The 21,596-nt window shown below is 29.1% G+C and carries 24 protein-coding genes; 19 read left to right on the top strand and 5 right to left on the bottom strand.

What is annotated here, in order from left to right; all coding sequences use genetic code 11:
* Positions 1-3 precede the first annotated feature (3 nt).
* The 3 genes from recN to BFS35_RS01880 are packed head-to-tail and all read left to right on the top strand — an operon-like array spanning position 4 to position 3,107.
* Entirely contained in the window at positions 4-1,671 is a 1,668-nt protein-coding gene (gene recN / locus BFS35_RS01870; protein WP_099578396.1) for a DNA repair protein RecN, read from the top strand.
* A gap of 16 nt (positions 1,672-1,687) precedes the next feature.
* Positions 1,688-2,380: a response regulator gene (locus tag BFS35_RS01875; RefSeq protein WP_099578394.1), complete on the top strand. Its 693-nt coding sequence runs from the start codon at positions 1,688-1,690 to the stop codon at positions 2,378-2,380.
* Positions 2,373-3,107, top strand: a complete 735-nt coding sequence (locus BFS35_RS01880) for a glycerophosphodiester phosphodiesterase family protein (protein WP_099578392.1) — start codon at positions 2,373-2,375, stop codon at positions 3,105-3,107. The genes BFS35_RS01875 and BFS35_RS01880 overlap by 8 nt, the downstream gene beginning before the upstream one ends.
* A 29-nt stretch (positions 3,108-3,136) precedes the next feature.
* Here BFS35_RS01880 and BFS35_RS01885 read toward each other — a convergent pair whose 3' ends face one another.
* Positions 3,137-3,391 carry a DUF2627 domain-containing protein gene (locus tag BFS35_RS01885; protein ID WP_099578390.1) on the bottom strand — a complete coding sequence of 85 codons (255 nt, stop codon included), beginning with the start codon at positions 3,389-3,391 and terminating at the stop codon, positions 3,137-3,139.
* A gap of 318 nt (positions 3,392-3,709) precedes the next feature.
* Here BFS35_RS01885 and BFS35_RS01890 point away from each other — a divergent pair, with 318 nt between their 5' ends.
* Complete coding sequence (locus tag BFS35_RS01890; protein ID WP_099578388.1) at positions 3,710-4,810, top strand: Glu/Leu/Phe/Val dehydrogenase dimerization domain-containing protein; 1,101 nt, start codon at positions 3,710-3,712, stop codon at positions 4,808-4,810.
* 215 nt (positions 4,811-5,025) lie between these two features.
* Here the strand turns inward: BFS35_RS01890 and BFS35_RS01895 are convergent, their stop codons facing one another.
* Positions 5,026-5,268: an ATP-binding protein gene (locus BFS35_RS01895; RefSeq protein ID WP_262492306.1), complete on the bottom strand. Its 243-nt coding sequence runs from the start codon at positions 5,266-5,268 to the stop codon at positions 5,026-5,028.
* A gap of 616 nt (positions 5,269-5,884) precedes the next feature.
* Here BFS35_RS01895 and BFS35_RS01905 point away from each other — a divergent pair.
* The 4 genes from BFS35_RS01905 to BFS35_RS01920 all read left to right on the top strand — a co-directional run bounded on the left by BFS35_RS01905 (position 5,885) and on the right by BFS35_RS01920 (position 9,749).
* On the top strand, positions 5,885-7,105 hold the full coding sequence (locus BFS35_RS01905) for an ABC transporter permease (protein WP_099578382.1): 1,221 nt from the start codon (positions 5,885-5,887) through the stop codon (positions 7,103-7,105).
* Positions 7,102-7,761 (top strand): ABC transporter ATP-binding protein, encoded by a 660-nt coding sequence (locus BFS35_RS01910; RefSeq protein ID WP_099578381.1) that lies wholly within the window; start codon positions 7,102-7,104, stop codon positions 7,759-7,761. Before BFS35_RS01905 ends, BFS35_RS01910 begins: the two co-directional genes overlap by 4 nt.
* 888 nt (positions 7,762-8,649) lie before the next feature.
* Entirely contained in the window at positions 8,650-9,153 is a 504-nt protein-coding gene (locus tag BFS35_RS01915; protein ID WP_099578377.1) for a DJ-1/PfpI family protein, read from the top strand.
* Positions 9,154-9,227: 74 nt separating this feature from the next.
* A complete protein-coding gene (locus BFS35_RS01920; protein WP_158554230.1) occupies positions 9,228-9,749 on the top strand; it encodes an AAA family ATPase in 522 nt (173 codons plus the stop codon).
* A 493-nt stretch (positions 9,750-10,242) separates the two neighbouring features.
* On the opposite strand, the gene BFS35_RS01930 is transcribed toward BFS35_RS01920, so the two are convergent.
* Entirely contained in the window at positions 10,243-10,677 is a 435-nt protein-coding gene (locus BFS35_RS01930) for a LytTR family transcriptional regulator DNA-binding domain-containing protein (RefSeq protein WP_099578373.1), read from the bottom strand.
* 175 nt (positions 10,678-10,852) lie between these two features.
* Between BFS35_RS01930 and BFS35_RS01935 the strand changes: the two genes are divergently transcribed.
* From BFS35_RS01935 to BFS35_RS01960, 6 genes are all read left to right on the top strand, one after another.
* A complete protein-coding gene (locus tag BFS35_RS01935; RefSeq protein ID WP_099578371.1) occupies positions 10,853-11,368 on the top strand; it encodes a GrpB family protein in 516 nt (171 codons plus the stop codon).
* 14 nt (positions 11,369-11,382) lie between these two features.
* Positions 11,383-11,700 carry a nuclear transport factor 2 family protein gene (locus BFS35_RS01940; protein WP_099578369.1) on the top strand — a complete coding sequence of 106 codons (318 nt, stop codon included), beginning with the start codon at positions 11,383-11,385 and terminating at the stop codon, positions 11,698-11,700.
* Between the two features lie 331 nt (positions 11,701-12,031).
* Positions 12,032-12,499, top strand: coding sequence for a DUF7878 domain-containing protein (locus BFS35_RS01945; RefSeq protein ID WP_099578367.1), 468 nt, complete (start codon positions 12,032-12,034; stop codon positions 12,497-12,499).
* Positions 12,499-12,897 (top strand): GNAT family N-acetyltransferase, encoded by a 399-nt coding sequence (locus BFS35_RS01950; protein ID WP_099578365.1) that lies wholly within the window; start codon positions 12,499-12,501, stop codon positions 12,895-12,897. Before BFS35_RS01945 ends, BFS35_RS01950 begins: the two co-directional genes overlap by 1 nt.
* 79 nt (positions 12,898-12,976) lie before the next feature.
* The gene (locus BFS35_RS01955; protein WP_099578363.1) at positions 12,977-13,219 is read left to right on the top strand and encodes an AbrB/MazE/SpoVT family DNA-binding domain-containing protein; all 243 of its coding nucleotides are present in this window, start codon (positions 12,977-12,979) and stop codon (positions 13,217-13,219) included.
* Positions 13,213-13,548: a type II toxin-antitoxin system PemK/MazF family toxin gene (locus BFS35_RS01960; protein WP_099578361.1), complete on the top strand. Its 336-nt coding sequence runs from the start codon at positions 13,213-13,215 to the stop codon at positions 13,546-13,548. Before BFS35_RS01955 ends, BFS35_RS01960 begins: the two co-directional genes overlap by 7 nt.
* A gap of 73 nt (positions 13,549-13,621) precedes the next feature.
* Here BFS35_RS01960 and metG read toward each other — a convergent pair whose 3' ends face one another.
* On the bottom strand, positions 13,622-15,259 hold the full coding sequence (metG, locus tag BFS35_RS01965; RefSeq protein ID WP_099578359.1) for a methionine--tRNA ligase: 1,638 nt from the start codon (positions 15,257-15,259) through the stop codon (positions 13,622-13,624).
* Between the two features lie 602 nt (positions 15,260-15,861).
* On the opposite strand from metG, the gene BFS35_RS01970 reads away from it, so the two are divergent.
* Positions 15,862-16,491, top strand: coding sequence for a FusB/FusC family EF-G-binding protein (locus BFS35_RS01970; RefSeq protein WP_099578357.1), 630 nt, complete (start codon positions 15,862-15,864; stop codon positions 16,489-16,491).
* A 289-nt stretch (positions 16,492-16,780) separates the two neighbouring features.
* Here BFS35_RS01970 and BFS35_RS01980 read toward each other — a convergent pair whose 3' ends face one another.
* Positions 16,781-18,067 (bottom strand): RtcB family protein, encoded by a 1,287-nt coding sequence (locus BFS35_RS01980; protein ID WP_099578353.1) that lies wholly within the window; start codon positions 18,065-18,067, stop codon positions 16,781-16,783.
* A 159-nt stretch (positions 18,068-18,226) separates the two neighbouring features.
* On the opposite strand from BFS35_RS01980, the gene BFS35_RS01985 reads away from it, so the two are divergent.
* From BFS35_RS01985 to BFS35_RS02000, 4 genes are all read left to right on the top strand, one after another.
* Positions 18,227-19,054 (top strand): DUF4240 domain-containing protein, encoded by an 828-nt coding sequence (locus tag BFS35_RS01985; RefSeq protein WP_099578351.1) that lies wholly within the window; start codon positions 18,227-18,229, stop codon positions 19,052-19,054.
* Positions 19,055-19,131: 77 nt separating this feature from the next.
* Complete coding sequence (locus tag BFS35_RS01990; protein ID WP_099578349.1) at positions 19,132-19,803, top strand: type 1 glutamine amidotransferase domain-containing protein; 672 nt, start codon at positions 19,132-19,134, stop codon at positions 19,801-19,803.
* A 154-nt stretch (positions 19,804-19,957) separates the two neighbouring features.
* Positions 19,958-20,458, top strand: coding sequence for a GNAT family N-acetyltransferase (locus BFS35_RS01995; protein ID WP_099578347.1), 501 nt, complete (start codon positions 19,958-19,960; stop codon positions 20,456-20,458).
* Positions 20,459-20,496: 38 nt separating this feature from the next.
* Positions 20,497-21,570 (top strand): GNAT family N-acetyltransferase, encoded by a 1,074-nt coding sequence (locus BFS35_RS02000; RefSeq protein ID WP_099578345.1) that lies wholly within the window; start codon positions 20,497-20,499, stop codon positions 21,568-21,570.
* The last annotated feature ends 26 nt before the right edge of the window (positions 21,571-21,596 follow it).

Raw genomic sequence — 21,596 nt, forward strand, 5'->3', positions numbered from 1 at the left:
TATATGCTTTTGTCGTTATCTATAAAACAGTTTGCAATAATCGAAGCATTAGAAATTGAATTAAAAGATGGTTTAACAGTACTTAGTGGAGAAACTGGTGCAGGTAAATCAATCATTATCGATGCAATCGGACAACTTATCGGTATGCGTGCAAGTCAGAATTTAGTGCGTCATGGTGAGAATAAGGCGATTGTTGAAGGTATATTTGATATAGACCATAATCCTCGAGTAAAGGATATGCTCATTGAAAAAGATATTCCATTAGATGATTTTATGTTGGTTAAACGTGAAATTTTAAAGACGGGTAAAAGCATATGTAAGATCAATAATCAGACCGTAACATTAACAGAGTTAAAAAGTATCATGCAGGAGCTTTTGGACATTCATGGCCAACACGAAACACAGACACTATTAAAACCAAAATATCATCTGACATTATTAGATGATTATGCAAAAGGTAATTATGATACATTACTATCGGAGTACAAGATAACATTTAAACAATATGTTGAGAAAACGAATGAACTGAAAAACTTGCAGCAAAAAGATGAAGAATTGTTACAACGGTTAGATTTAATAAAATATCAGCATAAAGAATTAAGTGAGAAGCAATTAATCGCCTCAGAAAAAGAAACGTTAACAGAAGAAATTAATCGACTGCAAAACTATGAAAAACTTAATGATGCTTTAACGAAATCTGTCAATCTATTAAGCGAAGAGAATCAAATATTAGATTTACTATTTGAATTTAATGCATCACTTAAGGAAGTGGATGAAATTATTCCGAACAAGTTTAGTAAGACATTAGAAGACTCTGAAGGACTATATTATATATTAGATGATGCGAAACATGCATTACATGATGCAATGACTCAAAATGAATATGATGAGAATGAACTTAATCAGTTAGAGACGCGTATGAATGAAATACAATTTCTGGAACGTAAGTATGGAAAACCTCTAAATGAGCTGATACCTTTTATTGATGAGTTAGAAAAAGAAATTAATACGATTGAAAATATTGAAGAATCTACTACTCAATTGATGAACGAAATACAACAGACAAAGTCAAAACTTTTATCACTTGGTAATGATTTAAGCAAAGCAAGACGTAAAGTAGCTCAAACACTGCGCAATGAAATATTGGATGAAATTCATAATTTAGAGATGAAAAGTGCAAACTTTGAAATGGCATTTACTAAGACAGAACCAACTGCAACTGGTATTGAATCTTTAGAATTTATGATTAGCCCAAATAAAGGTGAACCATTGAAACCACTTGAGAAAATAGCATCCGGTGGAGAACTAAGTCGTATGATGCTTGCTTTAAAAAGTATATTTGCAGAATCTAAAGGCAAGACAGCAATTTTATTCGACGAAGTAGATACAGGTGTTTCTGGGAAAGTCGCTCAAAAAATGGCTGAGAAAATGTATGATATTTCACAACATATACAGGTTATCTGTATCTCACATTTGCCACAGGTTGCTGCAATTAGTGATCATCATCTTTATATCGAGAAAAAAGAACAAGATGACAGAACGACTACAAGAGTAACTGAACTCGATGGAGAATCACGCATAAAAGAAGTTGCAAGAATGATCTCAGGTGTTGAAGTGACGCCACTCACATTAGAACATGCAGCTGAATTAATCAATCAAAATAAGAAGTAAAAAAGGATGAAGAAGTATGGTACTTAAAGTTGCAATTATTGAAGATTCACGAGAACTCGCAGTAACAATAAAAACACATCTGGAAAAACATAATTTGCAGGTCGTCGGAATGTGTCATAACGGTAAGGATGCCCTTAATATGATCAATGATATTGAATTTGATTTACTGTTACTTGACCTGATATTGCCACATATCGATGGAATTACGCTGTTAAAAGAGCATATTCCAACGAATCATCCTTTTAAAATTATTTGTTTAAGTGCGTTTGGAAAAGATTCTGTGCTGTCAGAAGCAATGGATTCCGGAGCTGATTATTTCATTTTAAAGCCGATTAATTTTGATAATTTTGTCAATCGTATTTGTCAGATCTGTAATATTGATGAATCTGTTCTCAGACAAAATAAATTAGAACAGTTAGGATTTAAAGAAAAACATAAAGGTACACGATATATACAGGATGCCATTGAAATATTATCTGCCAGAAGCGAGCAAGAACGAGCAAAGAAAGTACATTTAACAATTGATTTATATCCAAAGATTGCAGAGAGAAACAATGTAAAGAACGCGAATGTAGAACGTTCTATTCGACATGCAATTGAAAAAGCATGGGATAACGGTTTACAGGAAGTGTTTAACAAACGTGGCAAATTAAATCGACCGACAAGTGGCGAACTGATTGATTACCTTATGGAGGATTATCATGACTAAAATAATTGGACATAGAGGGTATGCAGCACTTTATCCAGAAAATACGATGCTAAGCTTTAAAAAAGCCTATGAACATGGGGCAGATGGTATAGAGCTTGATATACATATGACTGTCGATAATGAAATTATTGTCATCCATGATCCAACCTTAAATCGTACTACCAATCAAAAAGGTCGTGTCAATCAATTAACATTAGATGAAATCAAAAATGCACGTAATAAGAATGGTTTATTTAAAGTAACTGATGAACAAGTACCGACGTTAAAAGAAGTGATGGACTGGATCATTACAACCGATATGACGTTAAATATTGAAATAAAAGGTGTTACGGAAGGTGTGCTTGAAGAAACACTCATTAAACTATTAAGTCAATATGACATGAAAGAGCGTATTATTATATCAAGCTTTAATCTTGAAAGTTTATTGTACATAGAAAAGATTGATCCGAGCTATGACACAGCATTACTTACGGATAAAGAATTAGGAGAGCCGTGGATATATATGGAGTCACATGGTATTAAATCAGTGCATCCTTACGGAAAAAGTTATATGAACGACGCGAAAAGACAAGAAGTAGTACGATATAATTTACCAGCCCGTGTTTATACCGTTAATCGCGCAAAAGAAATACAGTATTGGCTGGAAGAAGGAATCGATGCCATTATAACAGATGAAGTAGAAGTAGCGGTTAAACTAAAAAATGATTATTTGTTAAAACAACATTGATTAAAATATAAAAACAAGAGAATCATCCATTATAAGGATTGATTCTCTTGTTTTTTATAAAATTTTTCTTGTGCACGTTTACTTTTCTTCTCGATATGTAGAATATAGCCGCCTACAAAACTAACACCAAGTACCATTAAGATAAATCCAATTAAAAATTGCAGCCAAATAAAATGGAGTTCTGGGACAAGAATACCAAAAACAGCATCTCGCATCCATTTGATACCTAAACCTGCAAAGTAAATTGGAATAACTAATACAAGAAGTGCGATCATCTTTTTCATAAATTCACCTACCAATAGCATTATAACAAAAAAACATCATAATATTAATAATAAATAAATTATTATATAAATATAATAAGAGTTAAAAATCATGAATAAATAAAAGAATCTAAAATATGTTCAAATAGCATATTGTAAGCGCTTTAGCGAGTTGAAGTACATAAATATTCTATAGAATATAATAATAATATATCGGAAATCGAACTAAAATATACAGAAATAAATTTAAAAATGAATATTTTTGTTTTATAAACATAATATTTAATGTAAAATAGGAAGTGTTAACCTAATAATTATTTTATGAAAAGGGGAAATAAAATGATTTTTAAGACTTTAGAACAATATGACTATGAGCAAGTTGTATTCTGTCAGGATAATGCAAGTGGATTAAAAGCGATTATCGCGATACATGATTCAACACTTGGCCCTGCGCTTGGTGGATGCAGAATGTGGCCATACGAAACAGAAGAAGAAGCGATTGAAGATGCATTACGTTTAGCACGTGGAATGACATATAAAAATGCAGCAGCAGGACTTAACTTAGGTGGCGCGAAAACAGTTGTTATCGGAGATCCTAAAAAAGATAAATCTGAAGCATTATTTAGAGCATTAGGCCGTTATATTCAAAGTTTAAACGGACGCTATATTACAGCTGAAGACGTTGGTACAACAGTTACTGATATGGATATTATGCATGAAGAAACTGACTTTGTCGTAGGATTATCAGAAAGCTACGGATCTAGTGGAAATCCAAGTCCGATGACAGCATTAGGGGTATATCGTGCGATGAAACGTACGGCAAAAGAAGCATTCGGTGATGATAGTTTAGCAGGTAAGACAATTTCTGTACAAGGGGTAGGAAATGTATCTTATACTTTATGTAAATATTTACATGAAGAAGGTGCGAAATTAATCGTTACGGATATCTTCCAGGAATCAATTGATAGAGCAGTAAATGACTTTGGAGCAACTGCAGTGAAGCCAGATGAAATTTACTCAGTTGAAGCGGATATCTTTGCACCATGTGCATTAGGAGCGATTCTTAATGATGACACAATTCCACAATTGAAAGTTAAAGCAGTATGTGGATCATCTAATAACCAGTTGAAAGACATGGAAAGACACGCAGCAATGCTTAAAGAAAGAAACATTATCTATGCACCTGACTTTGTTGTAAACTCTGGTGGAGTTATAAATGTAGCTGATGAATTAAACGGCTATAACCAAGACCGTGCGACGAAAAAAGTAAATGAAATTTATGACCAGATGGATAAAGTATTTGAAATCGCAAAACGTGATAACATTTCTACAGCTTTAGCAGCTGAACGATTAGCAGAAGAACGTATTGATCAAATGATGCGTGTACGTAGTACATTTAGTTTAAATGAACATTCTTTGATTTCTAGACGTAGAGGGTAATAAATGATGAGCACCTACAAATGATTTTGTAGGTGCTTATTCATTATGAAAATTATATTTAGTGTTATTTTAAATATTAATTTTTACTACCTGTATTAATAAAAATTTCTTCCAATGTTGGTTCATAAACATTAATACTGAAAAACGCGATTTACGGTACCATGTAAATCGCGTTTTTTACTACCATACAAATCGGACGATTGGTACCAGTGATTTTATTTAATTTTTCTCAACGATTCTCCTTCTAAAAATATTTTATATGATTTTGATACAGCACGATCTAAAATCGTATCTGCGATGGCTCCACCCCCTAATTTCTTATGCCATTCTACGGAAGTCATTTGGGAACAAAGTATTAATGATTTTTCACGGCTTCTTATTTCGAATATCTCCATGAGATACTTTTGTTCTTGTTCAGTTGTATTCGTTAATAAAAAATCCGATTTTAATTTGTCTATTTGTTAAATAAGCTAGTAATAATACTAATGATGTACTAAATAATATAGCAAAGAATGAAGTACCTATTTTATCAGATTTTGTATATATTTAGTAAAATTCTCTATTTGTGAATTGTATTTTTTTAGATTTGTAGTAAAATTTACTTAATATTAAAATATTAATCTTAAAGGGGCGATAGGATGCGATACTCACTTTTTAGATTTATTGATTTTTTTGAGATTTGTATTCTTTATATAGTATGTTTTATCTCTAATACACTACTTATGAATATACAAATCTTTAATCTATCAAATTCATTTATCTTACAATCTTTTTTACAAAGCTTATCAGAGTACTACTATATCACATTAATTTTATTTTCATTTATAATAATAATCTTTCATTATCAATTTTTAGGGCGCAAAAAAACAGAAGTATTCTGTCGTATTCTCGTAGGAGATACAATGATACAAATAATAAAAAGATATATACTAGATAGTGTATGTATATTACTCATTGCTTTTTTAATATCTCTTGTATTAAATATTTACCTAAAAATAGATGTTAAAGGTAATCTCTATTTAATTTTTATTTTTGTCACATATATTATAATAAGTGCAGGTCAGGTGAAACAGAATGAAAATTTTTAAATTTTTTTTAACTAGAATTTTTTTAAAAAGACCCATACTTGTTTTGGGTATGATAGCATTATTATTTCTTGCCAACTATTTTTCATTTACAGCGGCACGTTCAATAATATCTACCTCTCAAGGATATAACAAAATAGAAATATTGAATAAAAAAGGGAATTTTATTGCTAATTTAGATCCAAATAGTAAATCAGATTTTAATAGCTTAAAAAAAGGGGACACTCAAAAAATATATGAGTATTTAAGTAATAACTATGAATATGCTTTTCAAGCAAATGGATTTGTAACATCTCTAAATAATAAAAATGATATGGAAATCACACTTAATTACATTAATAAAGATGCTTATAAAATAAATCGTTTTAATTTGTTTGAAGGTGAAGAATTGGACTTTCAAGATGAATTAAATGTTGAAGAGATACCAGTTTTGATAGGATATGGTTTAGCAAAAACATATCCTATTGGATCAGTAATAAAGATAAATGATTCATCTTTGCCAAACCCAATAAACTTGAAAGTTAAAGGTGTTCTAGAAAAGGATTTTTATCATTCTAATTTTTATGCTCCTAACTCAAAGAACTATTTTAACTTTTCAATATTTGTACCTGTTAATAATAAAATTCTTCAAAATTCAAAAATTGATCTTCAAGTTAACGGTCTTATGGATTTGATTCTTATTCATTCGACTAAAAAAGAAGCTCTAAAACTAAGTAAATATATAGAAGAAAATACAAATTTAAAGTTTAACTTTTTTAGCCAACAAGAAAATTTTAATTACTTTGAAGACTATTATATGAACTCGTTAAAAATTATTGGCAGTATCACGATTATATTACTCATAATAGTTATATCTGTAGCTATTTGGAATAATTTAATGAGTATACGTCTAATGATAAGTGATATTACAATTAATTTATTAGTGGGCTTAAGCTATTCGAAATTAAGGAGAATTTTTTATGGTTACTTTGGATTATTACTTTTTCTTAATATAATAGGTTTATTTATAATTACTGCTTTTAATCGATATAGTTTTTGGTTAAAAAAAGATGCTATTTTCGCCACCTATGGGAAATTTGGATTGCTAGATATGGATTGGTTAGCTTTATTAATAGTTATAATTATTGATATAATTATCAGTATACTTATAGTAGAAATATCTTTAAAGAAGATAAAAAGTATTCCAATATCACTAGGGGTGTTACAATGAATAATGTAATTAATTTGAATATACAAAGAAAAATACATAAGAAGCAAAAAAAAGCTATATTAAAAAATTTCACTTTAGAAGTTAAAGAACAAGAAAAAATCGCTATAATAGGTGAATCTGGTGTTGGAAAAACTTCACTTCTTAATATTCTAGGTCTACTCGATAATAATTATGAAGGAAATTACGAGATTTTTAATTTACCAGTCAAAAATTTATCTAAGGATATATTAGCAAATTATCGTAATCAGAAAATAGGATTTATTCTACAAGATTCAGCACTTATCAATTCATTGACTATAGAGGACAATATTAAATTACCTCTATTATATGCTAAGTCAAAAAAAATAGATATGACATCTAATTTTCATCAAATTGTTGAAAAAATAGGAATTGAATCCATATTAAAAAAGAAGCCACTTGAGTGTTCCGGTGGTCAACGCTCCAGAGCTGTTTTCGCTAGAGGAATAATTATGAATCCAGAAGTAATTTTAGCTGACGAACCTACGGCATCTTTAGACCCTACTAATAAAGAGCATATTATTGATTTATTATTTGAAATGAATAAAGAGTTTAAAAGCACCATTATCACGGTAACTCATGATTTAGATATAGCTAGACGTCATGACAGAATAATTAAATTGGAAAGGAACGAATAAAAATGGGTTTTATTGCAATGATTTTTTCAATGATATTAGGTATATTTTTAACATTTGTTGGTTTTATTAAGAGACATCAAAATTTTTATTATAAAATTTTGATTGGCTTAGGAATTTTATTTATTCTTTTCTCTATCTATTTATCACTCCCCAAGTAAACAATATCATCCATATAGATATTTTTCATGATACTGTTTATAGATTGATTCATTAGATTTTGATTAATACATTTTAGAGTATCTGACTGAGAAGAATGACTAAATAAATCCAAAAAGCGACATTATTTAGTCCTTATAGTAATGGTAACCAAAAATCTAACGTATTGAATGTGTAACAATTTCACTTAATCCGATTGATTTTACTGATTGAATATAACAATCAACATCCCCTTTTAGGTGATAAAGTATGATACATATAATGTATATATCAATATGACACGTTACTTAATAAACAAAAACAAACTTTAATTATCAAATGAGAGGTAGAATTGTTTACCTCTCATTTACTTTTAATATTTTTATTTTCTATTTTGTCTAAGTATCGATAAACTGTGGTTCTAGAAACAGTAGGTATTGAATAAAAAGTGAGAATGATTTATTATTTCTAAATAAAAATTCCACTTTTGCTGGGGTTTGACATGCAGCATAATTCATTTTACGTTATATGATAATTAAAAATCAAAAATGCGACTATATTGATCATTTTTTTTGAATTAAAATATCTCAATATTTACTTTAAGATAATTTTGACGTGATAATTTCAATTTATATATACTGATAAGATTTTTACGTGTGACATATTAAAAATAATAGTTTATTTCTTTAAAATTTCTGAATATTTTGTTATTTTATTGATATAATCAGAGGTAAATAACTTAGAGGTGATATTATGAATCATTATATATTTATATTTAAGGATTGTGCGTTATTTGAAGTTACATTATTAGCAAATTTCTTAAGTACTCAAGGTGAGAAAGTTGTTATTGTTGGAGAAGAAGAAAAAGTAAAAGTACATGAAGGATTTACTATAATTCCAGATATTCAGCTTAATCAAGTCGAAATAAACGATGCGAAATCATTTACAATCACAGGGGGTAATCCTGGGAATTTAATAAATAAAAATCTGTTATTAGAAGTTTTATTAAAATTAAAAAACAACGATACATTGATTGGTGGTATTTGTGGTGGTGTTCATATATTGAGTGAATTATTTAACATTGAATATGATCAACTCAATACAGTTGAAGTGACATTGATAGATAATTTACTTGTAAGTCCACCTAATAAATATGTGGATTTTGCGATAAAAATGTTAGAAGTCTTAGACTTATATAATGATCAAGAAGACTACGAAGAAACTGTTAGATTTTATAAAGAGTTTAAAAGTGAATAAAATAAAATGTACATACGTAGAAAGTAATTCTTTAAAAAAAATCAAATATGAGATTCAATATTGGAGATATAAGTATGATATTAAATAATCAGTTGAGGGTTATTTGGATAAATGGAGCTTTTGGTGTAGGAAAAACGACAGTAGCAAATTTACTTAAAGTAAAGATAATAAATAGCATTATTTTTGATCCAGAGATTGCAGGAACTATGCTGAATAAAATTTACCCTGAGGAAATGAAGAAAGAAAATTTTCAAGATTATATAGAATGGCGAAATATTAATAATGAAATTCTAAGAAAATTAATTGAGGGAACGGATAAAATTATTATTATCCCGATGACAATTACAAACTTAAATTATTATCAAGAAATTATATCGGGTTTAAATTCTAAAATAATTCGTCAATTTTTATTGGTAGCGGATGATTATATTTTAATTGATAGACTTAATTCAAGAAATGAATCCGACAGATGGCCATATGACCAAATAAATCATTGTATTAGATCTTTTGAGAGTATTGATTTTGGAACCAGAATTGACACAAATGTTATGAATTTAGATTCTATTGTCGAAGTAATTATAGAGAGCATTAAATAATGTTAATAAAAAAAGCAAAGGAGTGATAAGATGTACTCCTTTGCTTTTTTTATTAATCACATTTAAAGTAAATAATTTAATAATTATAACCTTTTTCTATTTTGAATTTCCATAATATATTTTTGATTTAAATAATCTGAATATAACTTGAAGATTACATAATGTAAAATCAAATTTATCACTATTATGCCAAATAAATATGGGGAGATTTGATTAAATAGATCAGCAGAATACAAATAAATAGAGCATAAAATAATTATAGTATTATCAGTTGAACAAACAAAAACATTAAAATTAGATTTAGTAGTTGAATATTTCCATAAATAAGGATATAGTACGCCAAAAGAAAGTCCGAATAATATAGAAATCAAAATCAATCTCCAAAAGTAATTATAATAAATTAAGTTATCAGTGTTGGACAATGAAGTAATTACCATTACCCAAATTAAGCTTAAAAATGATGTTTGAAAGAAGTTTTGAGTTAGTTCTTTTATCATAATAACATCTCCTTTATCTCTTTAGAATAGTATCTGCTGACGATGTATTTTTTATTAGAATTACTTTGTATTAATAGTCTTGATGATTTATCTGAAGAGAATTGATTTATATGCCTTAGATTAAACATCTGTGTATTATTGATTTTAACTATTTTATACTTAGTTAAATATTTTAATTCTTTTATCCTTCCTTTGATATAAAAAAGTGAATTATCAACTAAAATTACTTTGGACAAATGAGTAAAAGATTCAATAGATTCGATATGATTTACAGATACTTTTATAGATTTATTAGATTTAATATCAATCAATGTAATTTTAGTCTCAAAAAAATTGATTAGGTCATGAACAAATTCTTTGTTAATTTCGTGACTTTCTAAATGGATAACATCCTTATTAAAATGATTATTAAAGTTTACATTAAATTTCATATCAGGTTCCTCCTTATATTTAATTTATCATTAATAAGATAATCAGTAGACAATGTTTTAATAAGTTGCAAAAATTTCTATTTTGTTACTTCAGTAATAAAAAATTCAAGTCTTTATTCTTGTTAAAAAATTAGATATAATGTTGAAAGTTTAAGTGTTAATGAGGAGGAATTTTATGAAAGTAAGATTATTTGATTATAATCCTAAGTGGAAAGATAGTTTTAAAAATGAATGTCTAATAATTTTTGATATGATTCCTGATGAAGTTGTAATATTTGAACATTTTGGTAGTACATCGGTTCCTGGTATGAAAGCTAAACCTGTAATAGATATGATGGTATTGGTTAAAGACATAAATCAAATTGATAGTTATAATTCGAAATTTATAGAAGAGGGATACGATGTTGCTGGAGAATGGGGTATTTCGGGTAGAAGATTATTAAGAAAAGGTGGAGATGATAGAACGCATCATATACATATCTATCAAGAAGGTCATCCTGAAATCTATCGACATTTAGCTGTTCGAGATTATTTACTTGAACATCCAGAGGAAGTAAAGGCCTACAGTGATTTAAAGACTAAACTTGCCCAATCATATGATGAGACACCTGAATATAGAAATGCTAAACGCAATTATGTAATAGCATTGGAGAAGAGAGCTTTAGACTATTATAATGCAAAAGATAATTAAGGAAAGGTGATAATATGCTCGAATACGAAATGTTACATTTAGATGCTGCTAGAAGATTAAGTGGTGAATACGCAGATATTTTACATGATGACTATATGGAGTTTGGTCAATCAGGAAGAGTGACTAGGAAATCAGATTATGTTGGATTTAAGATGCCTGAAAGTGATTTTGAAGTGATAGGTTATCGTGTGAAAGATCTTTCTGATAACAGTAAGCTAGCTACATATATATTGATAGATAAAGTAACGAACAATAAATCTAACCGTAGTTCAATTTGGGTTAATGAAGATGGTTGGAAGTTGTATTTTCACCAGGGAACTAAGGTGAATTAAAACATATCTTAATTTTTTTGATTTATATTGTGAAACATTATAAAATAAATGTGAAAAGAGGAGTGCAGCAACACTCCCCTTGTAGATCCGTTCAGACGGTGACTAACCTTTATAGTAGTTTTAAAACCACTACCACTCAGCTCGGTCAAAGCTTATGAGTGGTTATTTTTTATCGTTTTTACTGACTTCTATGACACGCAACATGATATCTGCAAAAAGTAATGCAAATATCAATGCTTCATAACATACGTTCTAATTAGTAAAATTATTGAACTAAATAGGCAAGGTATTTTTAGAAATAATCTCTTTAACAAGAAACGAGGGTACAATAATGTTAAACTTTGATTTTCATTTAGTAGAAAGTCCTATGGACCAACTTTCAGATGAAGAACGCTCGAAACCTGGAAACTTTATGGCATTGGATGCAAATTTGAAAATCAAATATAATAATACTATTTATTTTGATGAAGATATTGCCATTATAGAATTCTGGCTACAATTGAATGATTGGTTGAATAAAAGGGATTATGAAAGTTTTCATTATTATACAATAGAAGTAGAAGATGAATATAACCCTTTGATATCAATTTCGCCTAAAGATGAATGCTATCAAATTACTTCTCCTTTTCTTGAATCCGAGATCACTTTGATAGATTATAAAGCTGGTATAGATAAAAAGTTATTACAGCTTAGAGATAATATGAGGGTGGTTATAGAGCAATATATTCAAAAAGACATTTCAATATATGAAGTAAATACGATAGAAAAAATAATCAAAAAAATAATTGAGGCGGATTAATGTTTGAGATAAATGAAAGCTCACAAGCTACAAATGAATATATTCATCAGAAGATAAAAGAATATAATGAACACAATTGGGGAGATAGAAAATCGTATAATTTTAATATAGAAGAAAACGGTAAAGTTATTGCTGGTATCGTGGGGGAATCAACTTTTTCTACGATTGAGATTGAATTTTTATTTGTTGATGAATCATATAGAAAACATGGATTAGGCACAAAATTATTAAATTATGTTGAAGAAAAAGGTAGAAGAGAAGGGTTAAAGCATATATATCTTAATACTTTTTCATTTCAAGCACCAAAATTTTATGAAAAACATGGATATAAATTATTGTTTAACATCGATAAATGTTACGGAGATATTGGACAATACTTTTATTGGAAAGATTTATAGAATTATTTCTTAGTGTAATAAGTGACAAAAAATATCTTTCAGTATATACTATGTATATACTTTATAAGAGGTGAATAAAATGCAGGTATCTCTACAACAATGGGGTAACAGTCAAGGCATAAGAATACCAAAATCAATAGTAAATGAAATGAATCTTGATAAAAATCAAAAATTTGATTTAACAATGCAAGATGAAAAAATTATTTTAACAAAACAGCAGCAAAATAATTCACTCATAAGGGAATTATTTGAAAACTATGAAACAGAAAATAAGCCAAGCGAATTTGATTGGGGTAAACCTAGAGGTAATGAAGTATGGTAGAGCAGGGTACTATCATCAAGCTAGATCTTAATCCTACAAAAGGCAAGGAACAAGCGGGATATCGTCCTGCATTAGTAATAAGTAATAAAGATTTTAATGAATTCACAAATTTAGTAATTTTATGTCCTATTTCTACAACTTCTAATTCATTCCCTTTGCATATTAATCTAGAAGATAACTTATTTACTAAAGGTAAAGTATTATGTCAACATCCAAAGACAATTGATTTAAATACTAGAGAATATAAAACAATTGAGAAGGTAAGCGATGAATTCTTAAACAAAATTTGTACGATTGTTTCAGCTTGTATATTACCGATAAATCAATAAAAAAGTGGTGTGCTGAGAACACTCCACTTGAGATTCATATATACGGTGACTATTCTTTAAAGTAGTATCTAAATTAGTTTATATTAATATCATTTAATCTTTCAATTTCTTCATCGATTTGCTTAACATCTATTCGTTCATATAATGGTGAAACAGATGCAAGTCTTTTTGGTAAATCCTCGATTACATGCCATTCTAATGATCCTAATCCCAGCATATCTTTTAGTTTTTCTGCACTAAATGGGAGGAAAGGATTCAATAATTGACTTAAATTTTGAATAATACATACACATGTAGCTAAAGTTTCATCACATTTTTCTTTTTCTTCTTTAAATGTAATCCATGGCTGTTGTTCGTCAAAGTATTTATTACATGTTCTTATAAATTCAAATATTAATTCTAACGCTTCTTTAATTTTAGTTGCTTCTATTAAATGCCCAACTTTTTGATAAAGTGAATGTAATTCATTTTTAATACTTTTATCAATTTCAGTTTGAGGGATTTCTAAATCATATGATTTTTCCAGAAACTTAAATGTTCTATTAACAAGATTACCAAATGCACCAAGAAGTTCACTGTTATGACTATATATAAATTCTCTAAACGAAAAATCTGCATCTCGTGATTCTGGTGCATTGATTGTAAAGAAATAGCGAATCGTATCAGGGTGATATCGTTCTATTAAATCCGGTATCCAGACTGCCCAATTCTGGCTGGTTGATATTTTTCGTTTTTCCAAAGTCATATATTCACTTGATACGATTGATTGTGGCAAACCATTAATATCTGCACCCATTAAAATTGATGGCCAAATTACAGTATGAAATGGTATATTGTCTTTTCCGTGAATATAATATGTTTTAGTATCTTTTGTCCAAAACTTAGAATAATCCTGATTATTTAGTTTTCCCCATGCTTCTGATGCTGTTAAATATCCAGCTACTGCTTCAATCCAGACATATATCTTTTTATCTTCAAATCCTTTGATTGGCACATCTACACCATTGGGTAAATCACGTGTCACAGAACGATCAGGTATACCTTCATTTAAATACCTTTCAGTTAGTGCCAATGCATTTTGACGCCAGTGATATTTCGTGCTCGTTTCTTTAAAATACTTTTCAAGTTGTTCCTGAAGCCTACTAAATTTGTAATATAAATGATTTGTTTCTCTTATTACCGGTTCGTTACCACACAATTTACAACGCTTATTGATTAAATCTAGTGGATCAAGTATTGCTGAACATTGATCACACTGATCACCACGTGCTTTTGCTGCACAATTAGGACATTCACCTTCAACCAATCGATCAGGTAAAAACTGCTTATCATATTCACAATATGCTTGCTCAATCGTTTTTTGATAGAGCATATCATTATCATATAATTTTAAGAATAATGACTTTACACCTTCATGATGTTCGATCGAGTCTGTTCTAGTATAAATATCATAAGTAAAACCTAATTGAGTAAAACAATGTTGAAACTCCTGATGATAAGTATCAGCAATATCTCGAGTGGTCTTTCCTTCTTGTTTCGCACGTATTGCAATAGGTGTTCCGTTACAATCACTTCCAGACACATATAATACATCTTCACCAGTCTGTCTGTAATATCTTGCAATAATGTCTCCAGGTAATAGTGCTGCGATATGACCAATGTGCAAAGAACCATTTGCATACGGCCATGCTCCTCCAATAAATACTGTCATTCTAAATCTCCCCCTTATATTCCATAAAAAAAGTCCCAATCGCAAAAATGCGATTAGGACGATATATAAAATTCGTGGTACCACCTAAATTCGTATATTACTCACATAATATACCTCGTAAAGTTAATAACTTTAATCCATTAACGCTGGATACGTCGCAATCTACTCATACAAACTTTCTTTGCGAAGCTTAGAGTCATCCTTTAATTCGTTACTTCTTTTCAGCTACCGAAGCTCTCTATTTTATGAATTAAATCTTCTCATCAATGCTATTTTTATTATTAGATATAATATATAAGATAATTGTGAAAATTACAATATTAATTTTTTATTATTCAAATTTTATGATGAGAATTATTTTGTGACAATCAATAATAAGAAATAGAATTTGAAATTGGTGAAACCCCAATTTCGGCAGGAAAATCCAATCTGAAATTGGTGAAACCCCAATTTCGACAAACAAATTCAATCTGAAATTGGTAAAACCCCAATTTCGAACTAACATTTCTTATCGAAATTGGAGATGCACACATCAACTTTAATTTTTACTATCATTTTAATATTATGCTATACTCAAATCACTAAAGTGAGGTATAGACAAAATGATAAAAGTATATGAATTTGCGCAAGTAATGTTTAAAGTGAACCAGTTACTTAAGATTTATAAAACAAATGATCCAACGACGAATAAAGCACAAAAAAATATTATATTAGACGAAATTAGAGCGATTTACATTGTGAATGGTATAGATGCAAGTGAGTATATTACTCAACTTGATGATATTCGTCTTTCTAAGACGAAAGCTAATATGATTCTTTCAGAAATGAAACAGTTTGTGGAACCTTTTGAAATGCCTTCCGCTAAACAAGTAGAGAAGTTATTCAAAAAGGTAAAGAAATTAAAGACACCACCAAGTGACCAATATGATCTTCAGATGATGAGCTATCTTGGTTGGAATGATTATTCTGCAAATCGAAAGTATATTGTCTATAAAGATAGTAAAGGTGCTTTTCAAAGTATATACGGGGAATTAGCTCCAACTAAAGTGAAGGGATTTTGTTCGATTTGTCAACATGAATCTGATGTTTCATTATTCTTAAATAAGACAAAAGCGAATAGTGACGGAACATATACGAAAAAGGGTGATTATATTTGTCATGATAGTAATGTGTGTAATCAACATTTAGATGACATCGAAAAATTATATCATTTCATACAAAAAATAAAGTAAGTGTCGTATAATGACGGACACTTACTTTATTTTTTATTAGTACTTTTTCTTTTAATAATGAGATAGATCGTTATTATATTGATAATTGTAAAAGCTACAAAGATTACTAGCGAAATAGTAACTGCAATTTTAACCCATAATTCATCGCGTATGCTTAGAGTGCGAATATTAATTAAGATCAATGTAAGTGAGATAATGAGTGAAAATATAGGTGGTACTAAATTCATTTTATCTAAATTTGGATTGTTATAGTTTAAATATTTGATAATAACATCTCCTAAATAAGTATTTACTTCTTCCTCTGCCACCATTTAGGTGTTTCAACACCTTTATGATTATATACTGGTTTAATGATGTCAATAATTTCAACTGAGTCATGAATATGCTTAATAATTTCATCGATTGGTTTGTACGCATCAGGTGCTTCATCTAAAGTGTCTTCTACAACCGTACTACTATATATCCCTTCCATTTGCTTTTCAAATGTTTCTAAGTTGAGCGTCTGTTTAGCTTTTGAACGAGATAATACGCGTCCTGCACCGTGTGGCGCAGAATAATTCCACTCTGGATTACCTTTACCTTTTCCGATGATGATGCCGTCACGCATATTGATTGGAATAACAACATCTCTATCAAGACTCGCATCACATGCACCTTTACGGATTAAATATTCTTTATCTTTTACCTCTATAAAATTATGAGGTGAATTTATGATTTTTGTATTGTCCATCTGTATTCCAAAGTAATTGAGGATAACGGCTGTCATCATTAAACGACTCGTTTCTGCGAAGCGGCATGCAGCTGTCATATCATTAATGTAATGCAATAAGCTTTCACCTTTAAGATAGCTAACTTCATCATCATAATGATTGTCCTGATTCAGTTGTTTTACAAATTTTATCATCGGTTGAATAGCATGATGTTTATTCTGTTCTTTTAAGATGTTAATGATAGGTGCAACATCAATATTTTTATGACTCTCTCTAGCTAAATCCTGATAGTGTTTTTCTATTTTAGCCCCTAAGAAGCGGCTACCAGAATGAATCGTAAGGTAATATTCATCTAATTTATTCTTACCAATCTCAACAAAATGATTACCGCCGCCTAATGTTCCGACAGAATTGATTAATTGAATCATATTTACATTTTGAAATAGTAAAGATGTTTGAATTTCTTTTAAATTATCTAAAATAATTGCTTTAATTTCTGAAGAAATATTATGAAATACAGGATGCTTAAGTTCATCGGTCCTTGGATATGTTGAAATATTGTCAGTTATATACTGATCAAGCTCTGAAAAGTTAATATTATCAAGTTTGCCTAATGGATAACTCATCATCCCACAACCAATATCCACACCGATAAATGCAGGTGGAATCTTGGCACTAGATTTGTTCATAAGAATAGATGTACCAATCGCACAACCTTTTCCCTCATGTACATCAGGCATCATCACAATATTAGTGCCAGATAGAAAATCAAGGTTCGTCATATTCTGAACTCTATTCCTGGCAGCGTCTTCAATGTTATCTGTCATGATAACCGCATGTGTATATTTTCCGGTGATGTTTATCATTTTTATAACTCCGATCTAAATTTATTAACAATAATACTATACTATGTGTAAAAATTAGTCAAAAAAGGGTGTGATATAATGGAATAAATAAAAAAGTAAATATATTTTACAAATAAATTTACTATGTTGGATATATAAAATTCGATATGAGGTGTAGTTATGTTTAAATCATTAAAAAAAGGCGATGTTATTGCAGAGAAACTACCAAAAAACAAATATGGATGTATGATAGTACTTGATGGATATGATATAGAAGAAAAGTCAGTAATTGTTGCAATGTCTACGTATCTAAAGGAAATTCCACCATCTTTAAATGATAAAGATGTATATCAAATAAAAAAACATGATAGATTTTGGAAATTTGATGCGACATATGGTGCTGAAAGTTTTGCACAGTCAGATGAAATGTATACACTCATAGGAAATATTGATACGGATTTCATTAAACCAACTTCTTACCCTAGCTTTGGATTGTTATCTTCAGTAGAGATTTATTATGAATGGTTTAGAAATACTCATCCTGATGAATTTCAAAAGCAGATGGATGAAGAACAAAAACAATTTGAAGCCAAAAGAGAAAGTATTGTATATGAGTACATGGATGAAGATGAATTCTGGAAAGTACTTAACAAATTATTTAAACGAAGATTAGATATTGAAAAAGCGATAAAAAAACTTTCAAAATATAAAGAACAAGAAATTATAGCGTTTAATAATACGTTAGCTGAAGTTCTTTCAAAATCTATAGAAATAAATGCAATGATCGATGATGAAATTGATGATAATATGTCGTCTGACTTATTTTTGTATGCCAGATGTTTTGTGATTGTACAGGGAGAAGATGAATATTATGAAATGATTGAAAATGGTTTTCTGGATATGTCAGATGAAGATGAAAGTTATGAAGAATTATTAGAACTCGTCGATGAAGCATTATTACGAAAAGGATTAGAAGTTGATTACGATAAGCTGAGAGAAATTTTATAGAATAATATTTGAAAGCCACAATTTATTTCATTATTTATAGGGTATAAACTTTTATAAAAAGTATGAGGTGAATTTTTATGAAAAAAATTATGATTATTAATACAAATACAGATCATTATAAAGGTTTAGAGGAAAAGACAGGATTATGGCTAGGCGAGCTTGTTCATTTTTATGATTATTTTAAAGACAAAGAAGTTAAGATAGATCTGTATAGCGTTAAAGGCGGGAAAGTACCGATTGATCCGTTTAGCGTGAGTACTTTGATGTTAGATTATAAGACTAAGAATTACATGGAAGATCCTGAGTTTATGAAATTATTAGATAATACAAAGTCTATTCATGAAGCGCAAGTAAGTGATTACGACGCAGTTTACTTTACTGGTGGACATGGTACTGTGTTTGATTTTGTTGATAATGAAGATATTTCTCGAATTCTTAAAGAAATGGATAAAGAAAAGAAAGTGATATCATCTGTATGTCATGGTGCAGCAGCTTTACTGAACTTTGAGGACAATCGTTTGAAAGATACAGAGTTAACCGGATTCTCTAATCTAGAAGAACAAATGGTGAGAAAGACGAATAAAGTACCATTTCTATTAGAAGATGAGCTTAAGAAGAAGGGTGCGAATTATAAAAAAGCGGTATTACCGATGGCTTCGAAAGTCGTTCAGGATGGTAATATTATTACTGGACAAAATCCACAATCACCTAAAATTGTTGCGAAGAAAGTTTGGAGTGCAATTAAGTAAATTCTAATATAACAATATTATGTGAACAGACTGTCTATATTTGGATGGTTTGTTTTTTATGGAGTTTAACTTTTTTATAATTTTTTTTAGAATATTATTAATTTTCGTTAATTTAAAGTGATATAATTATAAAAAAATTTAGAGAGGTGAGTTTATGATAATACGATCGGTTGAAGTAAAAGATGCAGAGAAGATTCTAGAATATACAAAAATTGTAGGCAATGAATCTAATAATTTACTGTTTGGATCGGAAGGGATTGGATTAAATGTTGACCAAGAAGTAAAAGTTTTAGAATCTATCATTAATCATCCTAAACAAATAATGATTGTAGCAATTGCAAATGATGAAATTGTTGGTTTAGCAAACTTATCAGGTCAAACACGTGAACGTATTGCGCATCAAGCTCGTCTTGCTATTTCGGTTAGAAAGGACTATTGGGGTAAAGGTATAAGTTCTCAATTAATGAGCAGTCTAATTAATTTTGCGAAAGAGATTCAAATAGAAGTGATAACTTTAGAAGTATTTAGTAATAATATTCGAGGAATTAAACTATATGAAAAATTTGGTTTTGAACATATTGGAGAATTTAAAAAGTTTGCCAAAATTAACGGTGAATTTGTAGATGCGAAGTTGATGAACTTATATTTAAAGTAGATTTAATATGAATAACTCATCCTAAAAGGAGTCTTATTATGACAGAATATTTTATTGGAATTGTACCTCCGGAAGAAATATATAATGACATTATTAATATTCAAAAGAAATACATATCTAAACTTGGTGTAGAACCACATATAACTTTAAAAGCGCAAAGTAATTTGACTGATGATGAACAATGGATTGAAATAGTTACTAAAATTATTGAAAATACTAATCAATTTGAAGTGAAAATTGAAGGTACAAAATACTTTGGTGAATTAGTAATGTTTTTATCAGTGATTTCTCCTGAATTGAAATCACTGCATCAATCTATCGTTGATGAATTAAATGTTCCAGATTTATTGAGAGAAAAATGCTTTGAAGGAGATCGATATGTAGGACATATTACAGTTGGTAAAACTACATATCCTTCAGGTTTAAGTTCAAACACATTAACATGGAGTGAATTAAAATTAATGGAAGAAGAAATTAATGCTTCGATTAATACAAATCATTTTCTTGTTGATTCAGTTTGGATTTATAAAAAAGAAAAGAATGAATATAAGCGATACAAGCAAATACTTCTACATGATAATAAAGAAAAAAATAATCAATTTAAGTTTATTTCAATGGAAAAAGATGTACCTGAAGTTTGGATACGATCTTTAGATAAAAAAGAATATTCCATTATAAAAGAATTTTTGTACCATGCAATTTATGTTCCTGAAGGGAGTAAAAAACCTAATAAATCAATCGTAGATAAAAAAGAATTATTAAAGTATTATGAAGATTTTGGAAGAAAAGATGATTATACTATGGCAGCAGTAATAAATAATAGAGTAATAGGTTTAGCATGGTGTAGACAATTTAATGAAACTGATAAAAGTTATGGGTTCTATAAGGATGATTTTGTTGAATTAAATATTTCGATATTACCAGATTTTCGAAAACAAGGTTTAGGAAAAGTTCTTATGGAACAATTAATTTATTTATTAAAAAATAATAATGTTAATGGAATTTCATTAAGTGTTACGAACGGAAATTATGCACAACAATTATATGAAAATATTGGGTTTAAACCAATTGCTGTTAGAGATGAAGATACATTAATGATTAAAAAATTATAACAATCGTACTTTTTGGAAAGTATGTT

Source organism: Macrococcoides goetzii (genome assembly GCF_002742385.2).
In the GTDB taxonomy this organism is placed as follows: Bacteria; Bacillota; Bacilli; order Staphylococcales; family Staphylococcaceae; genus Macrococcoides; species Macrococcoides goetzii.